The organism is Clostridium sp. LIBA-8841 (assembly GCF_034439435.1).
GTDB lineage: Bacteria > Bacillota > Clostridia > Clostridiales > Clostridiaceae > Sarcina.
On the sequence record NZ_JAPCKJ010000002.1, the window covers coordinates 343,995 to 364,009 of the forward strand.

The window sequence follows — 20,015 nt, forward strand, 5'->3', positions numbered from 1 at the left end:
CTATAAATTACTTAACTAGCTTTTGTAATTTTTCTCTTAATTCATTTAATCTTTCTACTGATGGATATGGAGATTTCTGTTCCAGAGCTTTATTAATTACATCAAGTGCCTTTTTATATTCTCCTACTCTTTCATAAGCTAAAGCTAAAAGATATGAGTTAATCCCTGGATTTACATTATTTTCTATAAGTTTTTCATAATAATCTACCATTTCTTTTTGTAATCTTTCTCTTATTTCCTTTAACCTTTCCACTGATGGATATGGAGATTCTTGTTCTAAAGCTTTATCAATCACATCAAGTGCCTTTTTATATTCTCCTACTCTTTCATAAGCTAAAGCTAAAAGATATGAGTTAACCCCTGGATTTACATTATTTTCTATAAGTTTTTCATAGTAATCTACCATTTCTTTTTGTAATCTTTCTCTTATTTCCTTTAACCTTTCCACTGATGGGTATGGAGATTTCTGTTCCAGAGCTTTATCAATTACATCAAGTGCCTTTTTATATTCTCTTACTCTTTCATAGGCTAAAGCTAAAAGATATGAGTTAATCCCTGGATTTACATTGTTTTCTATAAGTTTTTCATAATAATCTACAATTTCTTTTTGTAATCTTTCTCTTATTTGCTTTAATCTTTCCACTGATGGATATGGAGATTCTTGTTCTAAAGCTTTATCAATCACATCAAGTGCCTTTTTATATTCTCCTACTCTTTCATAGGCTAAAGCTAAAAAATATGAGTTAACCCCTGAATTCACATTATTTTCTATAAGTTTTTCATAATAATCTACCATTTCTTTGTTATACTCATCAGTTTTTTCCATGCTGTCTTCTTTAATATTTTCTTCCTTATTAGAATCCACTCTTAATTTAAATTCTTCAGTGTCATCTAGGTAACTCTTATTTACATAAGGACTATAAAAATCTATAAATATAGAATCCATAGTCTTTATGCACCTTATATTAGTTAGATTATCTTCTTTTAATTCTTCATTAAATGCCTTCGTTTCTTCCTTAAAAGCATAATAGCTTATGTCTCTATACTCTTCCTCTTCCTCATCCCTATAATTATTTATTCTTTTTCCCAAAATTTTCTTCTCAATTTCTTTATTTTCTTTTTCTCCAAAACTAAATGCACCAATATTGAAAATCATTATATTATTATCAGCTAAATTAACAAAACTATCAATGTACCCAATTGTATCTGCATTAGATTCTCCTATTACTCTTTGTCTTATAAAAAGATATGGAGTGTCAATATACACACTCTTTATTGGAAAGGCATTATTTATATCTGATATAGTTGGAGTTATATTCTCTTTTACATTCCCATCCTTATCATATATCATATCTAAATAAACTTTTGGCTTACTACCTATATAAAATATAAAATTTTCTTTTAAAGATGGTGAACTTACTTTCACTATATTTCCTGGTAAATATTTCCCTAAGAAGTTATATTTCTTAGAGAACATTTCTGAACTAAAAATTTCTTTTAGATTCTCATCTTTATATTGATAAATACTAGCTATCTCATATCCGCCTGATCCTCCATAGTCTCCTCTTAACATTATTTCATCTAATCTGTCATTATTAAAATCTCCTAGAAATAACTCTAAACCATATCCAGTATAATCAACATTGGTAGTTATCTCTCTTCCTCCTCCTTCTGGAATTATAACTATTTGTATATTTTTAGTAAAATCTCCTCCTTTTTGATCATATGTTCCAACTAAGACAACTTTATCTTTACTATATTCATTTATAATATTGCCAACTTTAACATCTAAAATTATTTTATTATTTGAGTTAGGCATACATACTCTTCCTTCTATTATTAATTACAATATATTGTATTTTAAAAAAGGTAAAAAGTTTAATCTATTTACTCTTTAAATTGATATATTCTTATTATATTATTTATATATATCTTTATAAATTCTATTTAATAATTTTTAAATAGAATATTTTTAAGTAATACTAATTTTAAACTGGAATATTCTTTAATCTTTTGGTAAAAATAAAAATAGACTTAATTCAGCATATAGTCTTAAAACTGAATTAAGCCAAAAATTTTATAATATTGATTATAGTAACTATTCTCTTAATTCTTATAACTATTAAAGAAACTTTTTAAGAAAAAATATATTGAGGTCTTCCATCCAAGTTTGCAATTTCTACTATATCTATTAAATCTAACAAATATAAGCACCTTATTCCTGAATGTACCTCTTCTTTTGTAAAGCCATGTGGCATTATATTTCTTTCAATAGCACTTATTGATGTCGTTCCAACACTCTTTACAAAAGCTAAAATTAGATGAGATACCATATTAGACACCTCTTTATTCTTTCTATTTATAAGAACATTTTAATTCTTACATTAATATTTTTTACTTTTTTCATATTAAAATACTCTAGATACTAAGGCTAATCAGTTGCTTTTTCCCAAAATAGCCTTAATTTATAATACATAATTTTCTAATTTAAAACTAATTATATTTTTATTTTTTGGTTCTTATTATTTTATACCAAAGCTTATTACTTTTGGGAAACTCCTTCTTTTGAAGATATTTTAAAACTCTTTTTAATTCTTTTTCATCAAGATTTCTAAAGATTTTTCTTTCAAATCCATCTTCTTTCACATTAAAAAGTCCTTGCTCTAATTTTTCTATTTCAACTTGTCTATCTTTTTTAAAGGTTTTAAAATTAACTTTATCCCTAATTTCTATTCTCTTTAATGTGTGTAAAGCAACATTCAAAAAATCTGTTATGCTTACCATTTTACACATCTCCTCTTTATACTATACTTTTTTTACATCCTTTAGCTTTGATACTAGCCTTGTAAATTCATTTTTTCTTATTATATTTGATATAAAGAATACTATTATCTCTTCTCCATGAAAAATATATGCTACTCTACAATCTAACTCTGGCTCCAAAGGAATTTTATATTCATATATAGTCTTATTATTATACTTATAACCTCTTACAGTTTTAATCTTATGAGGATTATTATTTATTAAATCTAAAGTCTTGTTATATATTCTACTTCTTATATCTTCTTCATACTTTTTATTGTGTTCAAAAAATTTTTTTAAATAAACATTGTCATCAATGATTATTTTCTTTTCTACCATATTTACTCATCTCTTTTCAAAATATTTATAAAATAGCCTCCATTTTAAACCAGTGTTTGTTTTTAGATAGAACTTTAAAACCACCTTAATATCAATAAATTATATTCTATTAAATCTATATATTAAATTTCTCTCAAAATTTATAGTTCCAATTCTTTCAATAACTTCTGCTAATCTTTCTTTCCCATTAGCAGCTTCATTGTAATAGTCTATAGTACATTTTAAAAGTTTTGTTAATTCATTTTCTTTAAACTTTCTCTTCATAGGCTCTGCTTTTCTAGATTTTCTTCCAGCTCTTCCTCCTATAAAAACTAAGAATTCTGTCTCCTTACTATTTATGTTTACAGTTGGTATAACTGCAAAATCATTGCTCTGAGCCTTTCCATAACTATTTATACATCCAAAAACACCTATTTTAAATTTAGCTGGAACATTCTCTCCTAGAAACTTTTCCTCAAAAACTTCTCCTATTCTTCTTGTATCAATAAGACCATGCTTACAAACAGTTCCCTTACATGTGACTACAGCTCTAACAGTTTTTCCTGCTCCCCAAATTCTAAGACCTTTTTCTTTTGAAGCTTCTATTACTTTTTTTATATCCTCTTCTTTTATATAAGGTATTTCTATAGTTAATCTGCTAGTTAAACTTAATTCTCCATTTCCATAATCTTTAGCAATATCTGCTAAGTCTCTCATTTCTTCTGCTTTAAAATATCCAACTTTACTTAAATATCTTATGGCATAAAACTCTTCTTGTTTTTGATTTAATATTCCCTGTTCTTTTAAACATTGCTTTTCTTCTACTGTTAACTTATTCATTCTTACTCTCCTTAAACCATATATAATTAAAAACAACTACCATTATCTTTATTATAGTATTTTAATAGTAATAAGAAATATAGTTTTTATTTAGATTAATCATAGCTATTTTCTTATATGCAATATGAATTTTTAATAAAAATAATTATATGATTATTAATAAAATTATTAGTTTATTAAATTTTTTTAATGAATAATCTTAAAATTAGTATTATAATAAAAAACAACATTACTTAATACTTTTAGTTAGGAGATTTTATATGAACTTAATAAGTAATTTTTTAAATTTAATATTACACTTAGACAAGTATTTAGGTGCCTTCATCACCAATTATGGTACTTTAACCTACTTAGTCTTATTTCTAATAATTCTTGCTGAAACTGGATTAGTGGTAACTCCATTTTTACCAGGTGACTCAGTAATTTTTGCATCAGCTACATTTTGTGCTTTAGGATTACTTAATATTTATATATTAGTACCATTACTTTTAGTGGCAGCAATAGCTGGAGATACTTTAAATTATAGTATTGGTAAATTTTTAGGAGGGAAACTGCTAAAAAATTCTAAAATAATAAAGAAGGAATATATAGAAAAAACTAATGCATATTATGATAAATATGGCGGTAAAACTTTAATAATAGCTAGATTTATGCCTATAATTCGTACTTTTGCTCCTTTTGTTGCTGGAATAGGAACAATGAAGTATAAGAATTTTTTAACTTATAATGCTATTGGTGGATTTGTATGGGTTTTACTTGTATCATCCCTAGGTTATTTCTTTGGTAATATAAAAATTGTTGCTGACAACTTCTCTATAGTTATTATGGGAATAATAGTAGTTTCTATTTTACCAGCCATAATAGGTTTACTTAAATCTAGATTCTCATCTAAAGTAGCTGTATAATCTATAAGTAAGTCAATGCAATTAAACTGCCGATCTATTCAAGGACATAAAAAAAGAACATCGGAAGTTAAAAGCTGATTTCGGTATTGCACCGAAGTCAGCTTTTTTATTCCCATTGATATTTATAATTCTTCTCTAATATTTAAGGTACAAAAAATAACCTATATAAATAGCTCCTTTTTTATAAATACTTATTACATAAATTTTAGTTTAAAAATCTAACCATATATTATAATCCTATAGAAAACTAGTATTAAACCTTTAACCTTATTAACAAACAATATCTTTATCTTTTTTTGTATAAATTCATTGTTATTTATAGGGATATATGTTAATATCTCTATAAATAATCTTTACTATTAGTTCATTAGTTATTAAAGATTATTTGTATATTTTTAAGCAAATACTATACAAAACGAAAGGAAATCTTATGAAATTTGATCTAACTAAAATATTATTTGCACTTTCTTTTGCTTTAGATTGCGTTGAAAGAGACCTATTAGGTGTAAAAACAAATCACTCAAAGAGAGTAGCTTATATTTGTGTTGAAATATGCAAAGAAATTGGTCTTACCAATGAAAATTTATTTGATATCTCTGCTTGTGCAATTCTTCACGATAATGCATTAACAGAATATATTTATTTTGAATATAAAGAATATAGTAGAATTTATAATAAATATAACTTCTCACCTAATGAACATTGTATTTTAGGTGAAAAGAACGTTATGAGTATTCCATTTTATAATAATATAGCAGGAAGTATTTTATACCATCATGAAAATGCTAACGGTTCTGGACCATTTGGCAAAAAGTCAAATGAAGTACCTTTATATGCTCGTTTAATACATTTAGCTGACACTCTTGATACTAAATTCGACTTAACTTTTGTAAGCTTTGAAAAATTTAAGGAAATAAAATATTACCTTAGTATTAATAAAGATATACTATTTGATTCTCAAGTTATTGAATGGTTTCTAAATACTTTTACTTTTGATAAACTGCTTAACTTAAGAAATGAACATATAAATAACTCACTTAGCAAATCATTACCTAAAATTAACTTTAACTATTCAAGTAATGACCTTATTAATTTTTCAAAAATTTTTGCTAAAATAATTGATTATAAATCTGAATTTACACAAAAACATTCTTTAGGCCTTGCTAATAAAGCTGTGAAGGTCGGAGAATACTATGGACTAAGTGTTGATACTAAAGCAAAAATGTATTTTGCTGGAGCTGTTCATGATATTGGTAAATTAGCGGTTGATGTTGATGTGTTAGAGAAACCCGGGAAATTAACAAGTGAAGAATATAAACATATACAAACTCATGTTTATTATACATATACTATACTAAAAGATATAGAAGGTCTTGAAGATGTTGCTTCTTGGGCTTATTGTCACCATGAAAAACTAGATGGTAGTGGTTATCCCTTTGGTAAGACAGCTTCAGAACTTGGTAAATTCGAAAGACTATTTGCTTGCTTAGATATATACCAAGCATTAACTGAAAAAAGACCTTATAAAGATGGGATGAGTCATAATAAAGCTATTTTAATACTTAAACATATGGCTTCTTCTAACCTATTAGATGATGAGATTTTAGATGATATTGATAAGGTTTTTGCTTAACCATAAAATTATAGTGAAGAATATATATTACAAAATCTTCTCCTTAATTTTATTATTTAACTAGAAATATAATTAATATTAATAGGGCTTCTTTTTAGAATAATAAACTACAATACATAAAGTAACTACTTATGCAAATATTAGAGAAAGCCATAATCCATTATCACCAAATATAAGTGGTAAAGTAAGAGACCTAATACTATTAGACTTCTTGAAGAGGCTATAATTATAGAAACCAATGGTTCATTTATTGATGTATAATACATAGATGCAACTATGTTTATCCCCATTATAATTATTGCTATTCCATAAAACTTAGTAATGTGAACAGTCAGGTCAATGTACTCTAATCAAAATTTTCTTTTTATTAATATATTTTATAGTAAATATACAAAATAAAAGACAGCAAAACTATGCTGTCTTTTATTACTTTAATTTTTGACTATCTTTTAAACTATTGTTTATTATAGATAGGTATTAAGAGCTAGCTAAAAATCAATCTTCACTTAAAATATTGGCTAATTTTTAAACTTTTTTAAAGCAGCTTCAACAGTCTTTTGTCTTTTTTTTGCTGACTCTAAACCTTTCTTTGTATTTAGAGCATAATTGCTTGGTGCCTGAGGTACTCCAGCAAGTAATGTTGCTTCATTGTAAGTCAAATTCTTAGGATTTTTGCCAAAATATCCTCTTGTAGCTTCTTTTATTCCTTTATATCCATTTCCAAAATAAATTGAATTCACATATATTTCTAATATTTCTCTTTTAGAATACTTTTTTTCTAAAGCTAAACTAAAAAATATCTCCTTAAACTTTCTTTCAAAACTTCTTTCATTAGTTAAACAAAGATTCTTCGCAGTCTGTTGTATTATTGTGCTTCCACCTTCTATGCATTTTCCTGCTTTTATATTGTTTACTGTAGCTCTGGCAACAGCCTTAAAATCTAAAGCGCCATGTTTATAAAATCTTCTATCTTCTGTAGCAACTATTGCATCTAAAAAGCTTTGATCTATATTATCTATTTTTACATAATTAGGTTTTTTCTTTAATTCATTTATCTTTTGATTTAATATTTCACTATCAGTTCTAACTTTAAAATCAGTACATCCTAATAAAACCATCGGAAGTGTAAATATTATTAAAAACATTATTATAAATTTAGATTTATTTTTCATTATTTTTTGCACTATTACTCCCCCTGTTTATTTATAAAATTTCATTTTTTTAAAATAAAATAATTTAAATTTATAAAATATTTTATTTGATCTTTTCTTTTTATAAGCTAATTATAAATAATCTAATATATATTTAGTATTTAATTCCCTTTCTTTTAGATTTCATTTTTGTAAGAAACTCATAGTATTCAATAATATTATTAAGTCTTCTTACTAGAAAAAGACTAGCTGTTAAATTTAACAACTAGTCTTTTTTCTTTCTTATAATTCTAATTAAAATCCTTAACTAACATATTTATTTAAAAAATTATCTATAGTCTCCCAATAAAGTTTTGGGTTAACCTTACTTGATTTAGCATGCCCTGCACCTTCAACTACTAACTTTTCCTTTTCTGCTGAAGAGGACTTATAAAGCTCGTCTACCATAAATGCAGGAACAAAAGTGTCTTTATCCCCTTGAATAAATAGAGTTGGCGTTTTTGATTTAGCTACTTGATCTATTGGGGAATCTTCATTTAGCCAATAACCTGCTCTGATTTTAGTTATTATATTAGCTATATACATCATTGGAAATTGTGGTAGTCCAAACAATTCATTTAACTGATAAGAAAACTCGTCCCATACATTCGTATATCCACAATCAGCAATTACTGCTTTAACGTTATTTGGAAGCTCTTCACCTGATGCATTCATAACTGTTGCAGCTCCCATTGATATGCCATATAGAACAATTTCAGCCTTTGGATTTTCCTTTATTATATAGTTTACTAAATCTATTATATCTAAACGCTCGTCCCATCCCATACCAATATAGTCACCTTCACTAGTGCCATGACCTCTTAAATCTGGAATAATAACGTTATATCCCATATCAGAAAAGTTCTTAGCATAAGAAGCTGTTAACTTTCCTTGAGAAGTGTATCCATGCACTGTAATAACCCATTTATTAGAGTTTGGCTTTTTTATAAGATAATTATGAAGCTTTAAACCATCTCTTGAAGTCATATATAAATCTTCATAACCACTTTGATTTAAAAGCCAGTTTTCACTAGAAATACTTACTGGTCCACTTGTACTATTTACTGTAACTACATCTTCACTCTTCTCAGTTGATGCAAAAATCATATCTTTAGGAGTGTCTGGATTTATGGCTAAATTATATAAGTAATTTCCACCAAAGCATAAAGCTCCAATGATTAAAATCATAATTCCAACTAGAATTCCACATATCCATTTTTTAACCTTACTCCACTTTTTTTTAACTTTCTCTCTTTTCTGTATATCTACTTTATTCATCTATTCTCCTTGCATAAAAAAATTGGTAAATCCTATTATAGCACCATTTATTTTGATAATCAAATATTTGGATATACAATTGTTATAATTTAATTGAAAAAATGAAGCTAAATCAATATTTAATCTTTCTACTCTCTTTTGTATATTAAGATTTTATGCTTAAGAGCGTATCCAATATCTTTATCTTTCTATATATGCATAATTGTTATTTTCATTTATTATAAAAAAATTTCTAACTATTTATAGAATTAAGTGATAAAATATTAAAGCGAGTCTAAACTCAAATAAATTTTTATATACGAAAGATGGTGTTTTTTTGAAAGCAAATTTTTTCATGCCAAAATATATGTCTATATTTAAATGTATAGGTCCCGAATGTACTGATACTTGCTGTGCTGGATGGGATATTAACATAGATGAAGTTACATTAAAAAAATATGAAAATAGTAATGGTAAATTAAAAGAAATAGTAAAAGGAAAATATATAAAAAGTGAGAACTTAGATGATTCCTTTAATTATGGTTTTATGGTTATAACCCAAGATAAAAAGTGTCCTTTTTTAAAAAATGACCTACTTTGTGAAATCCACGGAAAATGTGGTGAAGAAAATCTTTCTATAACATGCAAAAGATATCCTAGAGTTTTTAATATTATAGATGATGTATACGAAAAAAGTGGTATTCCTTCCTGCGAAGAAGTTTGCTATAAAGCTTTTTTAAATAAAGAGAAAATGGAATTTATAGAAGCTGAAGAAGAACTTGATGAGGAAACTATAGAAATACGTAGAGTTATAGATACTGATGCTTTTATTGATTCAGATAGCTTAATTCAATATTTCTGGGATATAAGGGTTAGCTCCATAAATATTATGCAAAATAGAAATTATTCTATTGAAGAAAGATTGCTTATACTAAAGTCTTTCTATGAAAAGCTTGAATATTTGAAAAAAGAAGATAACTTTTATGCAATTGAAGAACTGCTTGAAGAAATTAATGAAGATCCTTCAAATATAAGCTCTATTATTAAAGATATAGACTATACTCCATTTAATTTTAATAGAAACTTTTTTAACCTTATTTTAAATGAAGATCTTTCAAATAAAGTTATTGGTGATAGGCTAAAAGCTTTTTTAACCTCTTTAAAAAGAGAGAAAAATCTAATATCTGAATCTCTTAATGATGACAAGTTAGAAAGGTTAGATATTACTCTCACAAACCATTCATATATATTTGAGAATTACTTAGTAAACCAAATATTTAAAGATATAATACCATTTAATAAAGGAGAAAATTTAAAGAAAAGTATTAAAGTTCTTATAAATACCTATAGACTAATAAAAGGCTATTTAATACTTTTATATACTTCATCAAAAAAAGAAATTTCAAAATATGAAATAATACATATAATTCAAGCCTTAAGTAAGGATATAGAACATAATAAAGTATTTAAAAACATATTAGAAATTGATAATTAATCTAAGATCTTTAAGATTAACTTTTAATTTAATTATACATATTGAATTAATTTAGAACAGAAAGGAGTCTTTAGTAATTTTGTTTTTATCACTACCAGTTTCGAAAAGAGAAAAAATTATAGATTTTTTTAAGAAGGAGGTTGTTCTAGTTATAGCTACTACCCTAGCTTTAATTAGTTCATTATTTTCTTCTCCTAAAATAGAATACATAGATTTTAAAGTATTAATTTTGCTTTTTAATTTAATGATTGTAGTTGCAGCATTAAAAAAACTTAAGGTTTTAGATAGTATTGCTACATATTTACTATCTAAATGTAAAACCACCATATCACTTTCATTTACCTTAGTATTTTTAACCTTTTTTTCTTCTATGCTAGTGACAAATGATGTGGCTTTAATAACCTTTATTCCCTTAAGCTTAATTTTAGGTAAGAAAGCAAATTTAAATACTTTAAATTTAATTGTTTTTCAAACTTTGGCAGCCAATGTAGGAAGTGCTTTAACCCCTATGGGAAATCCTCAGAATTTATTTATATATTCATATTTTAATATGTCATCTATGGAATTTTTTAAAATAACATTTCCTCTTACTATTTTGTCTGCTTTCTTCTTAATAATAACGCTATTCATATTAAAAAGAAAGAAACTAAATGTTGAACTTTCAAAAGTTAAATTAGAAAATACTAGTCATATAATTATCTGGAGCATTTTGTTTATTATAATATTATTATCAATTTTTAAAGTTATAAATTATAAATTAGCTTTTATATGTATTGTTCTAATAACATTTATAATTGATAAAAGCTTGTTTAAAAAAATAGATTATTCATTACTTTTAACTTTTATAGCATTCTTTATATTCATAGGAAATATCTCAAATTTAGATAAAGTTAAAACTTTAATGAATACTCTTCTAAGTGATAATAGTACAACCTATTTCACTTCAATAATTGCTAGCCAATTTATAAGTAATGTACCAGCAACTATATTACTTTCTCCATTCACAACTTTTAACAATTCATTACTTCTTGGAGTTAATATAGGAGGTGCAGGTACCTTGATAGCCTCATTAGCTAGTGTTATATCCTATAAACTTTTTATTAAAGAGAATCCGTCTCTTAACTTTAAATACCTAAAAAATTTTACTGTTTATAATATAATTTATCTTGTTATATTCATACCACTTATATTTATATTAATAGTATAGTTTTATATTATAAGAAAAGAGGATATCAAAGTTTAAAATAATAACTTCTCACTAAGTTACTCTTTGATACCCTCTTTTATTTTTGTTATTTTTCTAAACAATATTCTAGTTCATCTTTACTTAAGTTTCCTAAATGAATATTGTCTAAATATCTACTTAAAAACTTATATGCATTCTTCATTTCTTCTAAAGATGTAGCCTCTTCTTTCATTTTGTACCTTGGAAAATATCTTGATATATGAATAGGTATTGATTTATCTATGCTATTTAAGAATTTTCCTATATGCTTTAATGTTTCATTATCCGTATTAGAACCACTTACTAAAAGAGTAGTAACCTCAACATGTTTTCCCATCTCATTAGCTATCATAATAATTCGCTCCACTTCATCTAAAGAACCAAAACATAATCTTTTATAATACTCATCATTGCCTTTTAAATCTATATTCAAGGCATCTACATAAGGTAATAAGTCTTTTAAAGGCTCTTCACTTATATAACCATTAGTAACTAAAACTATTTTATGTGCAGGATTTAATTCCTTAATTTTTTTAGAAACATCAAGTACATATTCATACCATATTGAGGGCTCATTATAAGTAAAGGCTAAACCTATACTCTGATTCATACTAAGAGAGGTTTCTGCCATATCCTCTGGAGACACAAACCTACTATTAGCTTCATACTGAGATATGCTGTAATTTTGACAAAAGGAACACTTAAAATTACATCCAAAAGAGCCAATAGATAATATATTATTTCCAGGTAAAAAGTGATATAATGGCTTCTTTTCTATTGGATCTAAAGAAATAGATGTTATCTCTCCATAGTTTATTGAATAAAGCCTTAAAGTTCTCTCTTCATCTCTACTAACCTCTCTAACATTGCATATTCCTCTTTTTCCCTCACCTATTAAGCAGTTATGTGGACATAAATAACATCTTATATGTTCTCCCTCATGTTTATAATATAAAGCTTCTTTTTTCATAGTTAATCACCCAAATTAAACTTCCTTAAATCTTTCTACTTTAAAGCGCTCTAAGGTATATTTATCAGAATGACTTATTCCTCCTTTATTCATAGCTATTTCAAGCTGTTCCTCTTTGTTATATACTTCCTCTAAATTTGGAAGAAGTAAGCCTTTTTTATTTCCAGAGGTCACTATAACTCCATAGTTATATGGGTCTAAATCTTCAAAAACAGCCTCTTCAGGTGGATATAATAAATCAACAGATATATCTATTTCCATTAATTCTTCTTTCTTTAAAGGAGCAAATCTTGGATCATTTAAGGCAGCACTTAAAGAATTCCTAATTATTTCTTCTCCAACAGAATCTGTTGTTGGTTTAATAGTTCCTATACACCCTCTAAGTTCTCCATTCATTTTTAATGACACAAAAACTCCCTTTTTATCTCCTAAGAGTTTCTCATCTTCAATTTCTTCTCTAGTTAATAATCTACCAGAATTAAAATAGGTATCTAAATTTTTTCTTGCTAATCTTGTATATGGATTTTCTTCCTCTAATTTTCTCTTGTGTTCTTTTTCTTTTTCATTCATAAGATCTTCATAGAGATTTCCACTGCCCTCTTCAAACTGAAAAACAGCATAGCCTACCCCTAAAGATCCTCCATAACTAAATAGCTTGGAGTTAGTCTTTGAGGAATTTATAGTCCCTAATAATATATAAATTGAACGTAATCCACATTCTCCAGCAGATTTTATAAGATCTCTATCAATTTTAAAAATCTTTTCAACCTCTCCTAATGATAGTATTTTTACTAATTCATCATCAAACTCTTTACCTACAGGAGTATATGGATATGGTCCATTTTCTATTAATCTATGAGATAAATCTCCTGAAGCTATTATTACAGCTTTTCTTCCTGTATTATTAACTGCTTGCTTAATTACCAATCCAAATTTAAAAAGCTCAATTGGTGTTAGTAATCCATAATTTATATGTACCAATTTATGTTTTTTATTTTTATCAGCATAATATAGAGGAACCATAGCTCCATGGTCTAACTCTAAAGGTACTCTGTATCTTATACTTGATTTTTCATCTAAAGATACCACTGGTATTTCTTCATTTACTGATAGATTAATTATCTCATCTGTTAACTCCAAATCTATATAATAATTAAACTTAACCTCTGGAGCTCCAAAATCGCCTAAATCACCATAAATATAATCTGTCTTAATTAATGAAATTGCATCTCTAAAGACTGTTCCATGAGGAGATATAATTATTATTGTTTCTACCTCTGACTCCTCTATTATGTCTCCTACCTCTTTACATGAATTAACTGTTTTTATAACTTCCTCTTCTCTCCCTTTTCCTATCTCTGGAATAATTATAGGAGGGTGTGGCATTAAAAAGTATTTCATAACATACACCTCTCTAATTTTATAAATATATTAATTTTCATATTATATATTGTTCCAAATAAAAAATATCTTATTTAAGGGGATATAATAAAAAATTCAGCAAACACTAGCTTGCCGAATTTTTTTATATTAATATAGATAAGCATCTCTTAATTCTTTTAGTTTATTGCTATCTAATCCATATTCTTCTTCAAAATATTTTTCATAAGTAACATATTTATTTTTTATAGAATTTAAACTTGCATTTATAAGAGATTTATTTACTCCTAGAATTCCTTCTATATTTAACTTTAAATTTTCATCCTTAATATAACCTTTAATAGCTCCCATAACTTTGTCATTAAATGCTTTTCTAGTATTATTACTTTCTAAGTAATCCTGTATAACTATTTCTTCTGGAACATTAAGAGCAAGCAAAACTAATGCTGATCCAACACCAGTTCTATCTTTTCCTGCTGTACAATGTTGTAATATTGCCGTATTTTTTGGATCTTTAAACAATGTGAATAATTCCTTATATGCAGGATTATCTAATGGCATCATCTCATAGCCTTTTTTTAATAAATCCTCTGGACTAATAGTCATTTTTTCTCCACTTAATAGTTTTTTAACATATACTGTCATATCTAAATTATCATTTCCTTTTAAATTCATTCCAGATATGTTTATGTTTTTAACTGAATTCACCTGAACATCTGGCGCATTTGCAATCTCTTCTTTTGATCTATAATCTAGAACATATTTTATTCCTAGAGATTCAAAATACTTTAAATCGTCTCCTTTTAAATCTGATAAATCTTCTGATCTATAGAATAATCCCCATTTAACATTTCTTCCATCCTGAGTTTCATACCCTCCTAAATCTCTGAAATTAGAGAAATTTTTAAGAGGTAAAACCCTTTCAGCAACTATAATTTCCTCCCCCTCGGCTTCAACTCTATAAAAAGTTCTATTAAGTGGTTTTGGATCTTCAAATTCTAAACTATCTGTATTATTAAAGTCCATAAGAAAATTTTCTTTTTTGTCTAAAGCATCTCTATAAAATACCTTAATATTTTTACAAACTCTATTTAATTTTATTAATATCTTATTATTGTCAACTCTTTCTACATATCCATTTAGTCTTTTCATCTATAATACACTCCTTATACTTTTTTTACTTATTTTTAATTTCTCTTATTCTATTTATATTCTTATTACCTATTAATCCACTTATAATCTCATTTGAAGTTATAAAGTGTGGAACTTCTAAAGTATAGATATATTCTCCATCACACTTAGATTCAACATCATCAATCTTAATTTGATAATCTTCAAAATAACTATTTATTTCCTCTATTGCCTTGTCATTTAAACATTTAATCTTAAAATTTACAATCTTTGTTTTATCTATGAATTTATCCTCAAATTTTTTTAAGCAAGTAAGAACTATTAATATACTAACTCCACTTAGAATGCTAATTTTATAAAATCCCATTCCTATAGCAAGTCCAACACAGGCAACAGCCCACATAGAGGCTGCTGTAGTTAGTCCCTTAACAGCCCATTTGGTTTGTATTATTGCACCAGCTCCTAAAAAACCAACTCCCGATATAACCTGGCATATAACCCTACCTACATTTACTTTTAATATACCAGATAATGCTGGATTTTTTGCAAGTTCATCACTGGCAAAATAAATTAATTGAACTTGAATAAGTGCTGCAATAGTAGCTCCTAAACACACTAAAACATGAGTTCTAAACCCAGCTGGCCTATTTTCATATTCTCTATTGTAACCAATAAAACCACCTATGATTATAGATAGCAGTATCCTAACTCCTATCTGCGAAATATCCATTTTAAATCCAACCTTTCATTTTATACTAGATTACAAAGTAAACTTAAGTATATTTGTATTATAAAGATTAAGATTTCTACCAAGAACTCCTCTTTTGTAAAAACTTATATTATTTTATAATAAGTTTAAAACTATTAGATATATAAATCAAACTTCATATGTTTTAATATTAAATATATATTATAAAATTATTGTCTTTTCCAATAAAATCTGTTAACAATTTGTTCATTTTAATAACTTATTTTTACTTTTTAACTAATTCAATTGTATATATAATAAAAAACTATGGAATTAGTAAAAATTCCATAGTTCATTATAAATAATCTTTTTAATTTAAATTGAAAACTCTCAGCAAAACTATATATTAATTGTCATATTAATTACTTGTTTTCAAAAATAGTAGGATCATTAAAATAATTTACTCCTAGGTTCTTAAGTCTAGGCTCTTGAGCTTTTAACCTTTTCTTATATTCATCCCAATTTCTAGATTCTTTTGGTGTCCATCCTATCTCTGAATATCCTATTAATCTTGGGTATATCATATAATCCATTTGTTCCGCAGTTGAAATTCTCTCTGTCCATAAAGGTGCTTCTATACCTAAAATTAAATTCTTAGGAGCAAATTCTGTAGGATCCCAATTATATGCATCTTCAACTGAAATATATCCAGCCCAATCTGACCCATAAGGAGTATCTTTATTATACTTCATATCTAAATAAGCTTTTTTAGCAATAGAAATAATCATGTTCATATTTTTCTTCCTAGCAGCTTCATTAGAATCCTTCCAATTTTGAAGAACTGTATTAGAGTCTATATTAGGTGAAGTATCTATTGGATCCCATCCTATTGGAGTTTTATCATATTTTTGAGCTATTTTTGAAACCCTTCCTACAAAATAATCATAATCTTCTTTCTTAGTAGCATCAGCTTCATCTCCTCCTATATGTAGGTATTTAGAAGGTGAGATAGCAGCTAATTCTCTTATTACATCTTCAATAAATTCATAAGTTTTTTCATCATGTGTCATAAATGTGCTAAAGCCTACTGAAGTTCCTGTATACAGTGGTTTTTTCTTTCCATCAGGATTTAAAAATCCATAAGAAGCTAAGGCTGCATTTACATGCCCCGGCATATCAAACTCAGGAATTATTTCTATGTATCTATCTGATGCATAATTTATTAAATCCTTAAATTCTTCCTGAGTGTAATATCCTCCCTTTCCTCCACCAACTTGAGTTGATCCTCCTATCTTAGTTAAGTTAGGCCACTTCTTTATTTCTATTCTCCATCCTTGATCATCAGTTAGATGAAGATGAAGTTTGTTTATTTTATATTGAGATGCTAAATCTATTTGACGCTTTAAATCATCAATAGTAAAAAAATGTCTTGCTACATCTATCATAAGTCCTCTATAACCGTATTCTGGCTTATCTGTTATAGTAGATGCCGGTATATTCCATTCCACACCAGTTACCATTGATTTTTTTGTAATTTCAGAAGGTAACATTTGTTTTAAGGTTTGAACTCCCCAAAAAACTCCTTGAGGCTTATTAGCAATTATTTCGACTTTATTCTCAGATGAATTTATTTTATACCCTTCATCTCCTAAATCTTCGTTATTACCTACAGTAGTGAAAAAAATAGCTTTTTCATTAGTAGGTTCACCTTCCAAAACTTTAATATCAAATCCACTTATTCCTTTTAAAAGATTAGCAAATCCTTCAGCTATCTTATAAAGTTCCTCGGTCTCATCACTATTCTTTCCTTTAACATAAATAGGTAGCCCATTCTCTATCTTGAATGCACCTTCTTTTTTCTCATAACTTAGAGGTTTAGGAATAATAGTATTTTCAACATTTTGTACTTCTATCATCTTTATAGCTTCTTTTGTTTCAGGGAAAAACAAATATCCCGCAAGTAAAACAGCTATAGTTAACATAACATAAGTAAAATTTAACCTTGATTTTTTCATTACACTAGTCTCCTTTTAAATTCTTTCATTTATTTTTTATTCCCTTAAACTCTCAATACTATGTAAGATTCAAATTACTTATCTAAAAATAATTTGAATTTATATGTCAAAATAATATTAGGATTTCATAAACCAATTTATGGAGGTAAACTTATTTTAAAGATTATTAAAAAGATAAATACATATATATCTTTTTAATATTTATAAATGTTTTAATTTCCTCATCATTTATGCTTCTAATTAATATTGATGTATATATTTTTCTATTACTTTAGAAAGTTCTCTCTCATATTCTATCTACAAGTTAATATTACAAAATTAAAATTTAGATTTAAGTTAGAAAATTATTAAATGAAAAATTGATAGGAAATCACAATTTACTCTCTCTAATTTTAATAGTAAAATTAGTAAAACATCTTTATTTAGGAGAAGATTATTATGATAATTGTTAAGAATTCAAAACCTTTAGCATCAATTTTTTCAATAAGAGAAAGTAACCGAGCCTCACAAATATTAAATAATTACCTAGAGCTTATTACAGAAGTTAAATTACCTTTATACACTATAAATTCTGATCTAGAAGAAATTCCAAAGGATATTTTTAGTGGTAGTAAACCTAAAATTTTATTTATATTAGATAACTCAAATGATGAAAATGGCTTTTCATATAATATTGAAGAAAGCACACTTTATTTTAAAGCTAAAAATGAACAAGCTTTTGTATATTCCGTTTATGATTTTTTAGAACAAATAGTAGGTTGTGGTTTTTATAGTTGTGATTATGAATTTATACCTAAAATAGAAACCTTAGATATTAATTTTGCTCCCTATTCATTTAATCCTCCAATAGACTATCGTGAAGTTTATTACAAGGATTTTGAAAACCCTACTTTCGCAGAAAAATTGAAGATGAATACAAGTAAAATGCATGAAAGCTGGGGCTTTTGGTGTCATTCATTTCAGTTACTATTGCCTTATGATTTATTCGATAAACACCCAGAATATTTTGCATTAATAGATGGTAAAAGAACCCCTAAGGGAGAGCCCTGTTTAAGCAACCCTAATGTACGAAGAATAATAAAGAAAAATTTAAAAAGATTTATAGAGGAAAGACCTGAATGTAAGTATTGGTCTGTGAGCCAAAATGATGATAACCTATATTGTCGTTGTCCAGAATGTGCTGCAAAAGATGGTTATGATGAAAGTCAGATGGGATCAATATTAGACTTTGTAAATGAGGTTGCTAATGAATTTCCTAATAAGATTATTTCAACATTAGCCTATTGGTATTCTAGAAAACCTCCAAAGCATACTCGTCCAGCTTCTAATGTTCACATAATGCTTTGTAACATTGAAGCAAATAGAGGTCTCCCTATAGAAAGTGATCCCTCTAATAAAGAAGTTAGAGAAGAGCTTTTAGCTTGGTCAAAAATCTGCCCTAACATCTCTCTTTGGGATTATAATATACAATTTGCTAATTTAGTTAGTCCTTTTCCAAATTTAGGAACTTTAGGACCTAATATGCGATACTTCGTTAAAAATAATCTTAAACTTTTATTTAGCCAGTGTAATAGAGAGATTGGAGGAGAATTCTCAAAACTTCGTGGATACATGCTAGCTAAACTTGCTTGGAATCCCAATTGTGACGAGTTTTATCATATGAAGGATTTTTGTGATAAATATTATAAAGAAGCGTCACCTTCTATCCTAGAATATATAAAACTCCTTCATGATGCTCAAGAAAAATTTAATGAAAGGTTAGATATATTTAATGGTCCTAAAAACGCTAAAGATACCTATCTTTCCTTTGATTTATATAAAAAATATAATGATCTTTTTGATAAAGCATATGAAAAAACAAAATATAATGAAACCTTATTCTTAAGAGTTCAAGAAGCAAGACTACCATTATACTATGCTGGTATAGTTTTAAAATATGGAACTCTAGAGGAACAGCTTTTAAACATTAAAGAATTTGCCAAAATAGCTAAAAAGATTAATTTAGAAATGGTAGAAGAATGGAAGATAACAACTGAAAAGTTTATAATGGATTCATTAGTATCTTTAGATTAAATTTTGTTTTAGTTAAGTGATTATAAAAATTAAGGATACTTGCTCTAAAGCAAGCATCCTTAATTTTATTTTTTATATTGTATCTATTTCTTT

The 20,015-nt window shown here is 26.6% G+C and carries 17 protein-coding genes; 5 read left to right on the plus strand and 12 right to left on the minus strand.

Features of this window, described 5'->3' with window-relative positions:
* Positions 1 to 7 precede the first annotated feature (7 nt).
* From OIF33_RS07250 to OIF33_RS07270, 5 genes are all read right to left on the minus strand, one after another.
* A complete protein-coding gene (locus OIF33_RS07250; RefSeq protein ID WP_322503560.1) occupies positions 8 to 1,819 on the minus strand; it encodes a hypothetical protein in 1,812 nt (603 codons plus the stop codon).
* 316 nt (positions 1,820 to 2,135) lie between these two features.
* Positions 2,136 to 2,333: a hypothetical protein gene (locus tag OIF33_RS07255; protein WP_322503561.1), complete on the minus strand. Its 198-nt coding sequence runs from the start codon at positions 2,331 to 2,333 to the stop codon at positions 2,136 to 2,138.
* 172 nt (positions 2,334 to 2,505) lie between these two features.
* Complete coding sequence (locus OIF33_RS07260) at positions 2,506 to 2,784, minus strand: hypothetical protein (protein ID WP_322503562.1); 279 nt, start codon at positions 2,782 to 2,784, stop codon at positions 2,506 to 2,508.
* Positions 2,785 to 2,805: 21 nt separating this feature from the next.
* Positions 2,806 to 3,141, minus strand: a complete 336-nt coding sequence (locus OIF33_RS07265; RefSeq protein WP_322503563.1) for a hypothetical protein — start codon at positions 3,139 to 3,141, stop codon at positions 2,806 to 2,808.
* 99 nt (positions 3,142 to 3,240) lie between these two features.
* On the minus strand, positions 3,241 to 3,960 hold the full coding sequence (locus OIF33_RS07270; RefSeq protein WP_322503564.1) for a nitrite reductase: 720 nt from the start codon (positions 3,958 to 3,960) through the stop codon (positions 3,241 to 3,243).
* A 260-nt stretch (positions 3,961 to 4,220) separates the two neighbouring features.
* Between OIF33_RS07270 and OIF33_RS07275 the strand changes: the two genes are divergently transcribed.
* A complete protein-coding gene (locus OIF33_RS07275; protein ID WP_322503565.1) occupies positions 4,221 to 4,865 on the plus strand; it encodes a DedA family protein in 645 nt (214 codons plus the stop codon).
* 430 nt (positions 4,866 to 5,295) lie between these two features.
* On the plus strand, positions 5,296 to 6,498 hold the full coding sequence (locus tag OIF33_RS07280; RefSeq protein ID WP_322503566.1) for an HD-GYP domain-containing protein: 1,203 nt from the start codon (positions 5,296 to 5,298) through the stop codon (positions 6,496 to 6,498).
* A gap of 518 nt (positions 6,499 to 7,016) precedes the next feature.
* On the opposite strand, the gene OIF33_RS07285 is transcribed toward OIF33_RS07280, so the two are convergent.
* On the minus strand, positions 7,017 to 7,682 hold the full coding sequence (locus tag OIF33_RS07285; protein WP_322503567.1) for a biosynthetic peptidoglycan transglycosylase: 666 nt from the start codon (positions 7,680 to 7,682) through the stop codon (positions 7,017 to 7,019).
* Positions 7,683 to 7,952: 270 nt separating this feature from the next.
* Positions 7,953 to 8,966, minus strand: a complete 1,014-nt coding sequence (locus OIF33_RS07290) for an alpha/beta hydrolase (RefSeq protein WP_322503568.1) — start codon at positions 8,964 to 8,966, stop codon at positions 7,953 to 7,955.
* A gap of 316 nt (positions 8,967 to 9,282) precedes the next feature.
* On the opposite strand from OIF33_RS07290, the gene fliB reads away from it, so the two are divergent.
* Both fliB and OIF33_RS07300 read left to right on the plus strand, forming a co-directional pair.
* Positions 9,283 to 10,440 (plus strand): flagellin lysine-N-methylase, encoded by a 1,158-nt coding sequence (fliB, locus tag OIF33_RS07295; protein ID WP_322503569.1) that lies wholly within the window; start codon positions 9,283 to 9,285, stop codon positions 10,438 to 10,440.
* 79 nt (positions 10,441 to 10,519) lie between these two features.
* Entirely contained in the window at positions 10,520 to 11,647 is a 1,128-nt protein-coding gene (locus OIF33_RS07300) for an SLC13 family permease (protein WP_322503570.1), read from the plus strand.
* Between the two features lie 85 nt (positions 11,648 to 11,732).
* Here the strand turns inward: OIF33_RS07300 and amrS are convergent, their stop codons facing one another.
* From amrS to OIF33_RS07325, 5 genes are all read right to left on the minus strand, one after another.
* Positions 11,733 to 12,635, minus strand: coding sequence for an AmmeMemoRadiSam system radical SAM enzyme (amrS, locus tag OIF33_RS07305; RefSeq protein WP_322503571.1), 903 nt, complete (start codon positions 12,633 to 12,635; stop codon positions 11,733 to 11,735).
* A gap of 15 nt (positions 12,636 to 12,650) precedes the next feature.
* Entirely contained in the window at positions 12,651 to 14,036 is a 1,386-nt protein-coding gene (gene amrA / locus OIF33_RS07310; protein ID WP_322503572.1) for an AmmeMemoRadiSam system protein A, read from the minus strand.
* Between the two features lie 129 nt (positions 14,037 to 14,165).
* Positions 14,166 to 15,167, minus strand: coding sequence for a tyrosine-protein phosphatase (locus tag OIF33_RS07315; protein ID WP_322503573.1), 1,002 nt, complete (start codon positions 15,165 to 15,167; stop codon positions 14,166 to 14,168).
* A gap of 25 nt (positions 15,168 to 15,192) precedes the next feature.
* A complete protein-coding gene (locus tag OIF33_RS07320) occupies positions 15,193 to 15,876 on the minus strand; it encodes an MgtC/SapB family protein (RefSeq protein WP_322503574.1) in 684 nt (227 codons plus the stop codon).
* Positions 15,877 to 16,256: 380 nt separating this feature from the next.
* Entirely contained in the window at positions 16,257 to 17,849 is a 1,593-nt protein-coding gene (locus tag OIF33_RS07325; RefSeq protein WP_322503575.1) for a family 20 glycosylhydrolase, read from the minus strand.
* A 438-nt stretch (positions 17,850 to 18,287) separates the two neighbouring features.
* Here OIF33_RS07325 and OIF33_RS07330 point away from each other — a divergent pair, with 438 nt between their 5' ends.
* Positions 18,288 to 19,922: a DUF4838 domain-containing protein gene (locus OIF33_RS07330; protein ID WP_322503576.1), complete on the plus strand. Its 1,635-nt coding sequence runs from the start codon at positions 18,288 to 18,290 to the stop codon at positions 19,920 to 19,922.
* Positions 19,923 to 20,015 lie beyond the last annotated feature (93 nt).

Coding starts and splice junctions, on each gene's coding strand:
- OIF33_RS07250 (WP_322503560.1), bottom strand. CDS start 1,819: ATGCCTAACTCAAATAATAAAATAATTTTAGATGTTAAAGTTGGCAAT.
- OIF33_RS07255 (WP_322503561.1), bottom strand. CDS start 2,333: ATGGTATCTCATCTAATTTTAGCTTTTGTAAAGAGTGTTGGAACGACA.
- OIF33_RS07260 (WP_322503562.1), bottom strand. CDS start 2,784: ATGGTAAGCATAACAGATTTTTTGAATGTTGCTTTACACACATTAAAG.
- OIF33_RS07265 (WP_322503563.1), bottom strand. CDS start 3,141: ATGGTAGAAAAGAAAATAATCATTGATGACAATGTTTATTTAAAAAAA.
- OIF33_RS07270 (WP_322503564.1), bottom strand. CDS start 3,960: ATGAATAAGTTAACAGTAGAAGAAAAGCAATGTTTAAAAGAACAGGGA.
- OIF33_RS07275 (WP_322503565.1), top strand. CDS start 4,221: ATGAACTTAATAAGTAATTTTTTAAATTTAATATTACACTTAGACAAG.
- OIF33_RS07280 (WP_322503566.1), top strand. CDS start 5,296: ATGAAATTTGATCTAACTAAAATATTATTTGCACTTTCTTTTGCTTTA.
- OIF33_RS07290 (WP_322503568.1), bottom strand. CDS start 8,966: ATGAATAAAGTAGATATACAGAAAAGAGAGAAAGTTAAAAAAAAGTGG.
- amrS (WP_322503571.1), bottom strand. CDS start 12,635: ATGAAAAAAGAAGCTTTATATTATAAACATGAGGGAGAACATATAAGA.
- amrA (WP_322503572.1), bottom strand. CDS start 14,036: ATGAAATACTTTTTAATGCCACACCCTCCTATAATTATTCCAGAGATA.
- OIF33_RS07315 (WP_322503573.1), bottom strand. CDS start 15,167: ATGAAAAGACTAAATGGATATGTAGAAAGAGTTGACAATAATAAGATA.
- OIF33_RS07320 (WP_322503574.1), bottom strand. CDS start 15,876: ATGGATATTTCGCAGATAGGAGTTAGGATACTGCTATCTATAATCATA.
- OIF33_RS07325 (WP_322503575.1), bottom strand. CDS start 17,849: ATGAAAAAATCAAGGTTAAATTTTACTTATGTTATGTTAACTATAGCT.
- OIF33_RS07330 (WP_322503576.1), top strand. CDS start 18,288: ATGATAATTGTTAAGAATTCAAAACCTTTAGCATCAATTTTTTCAATA.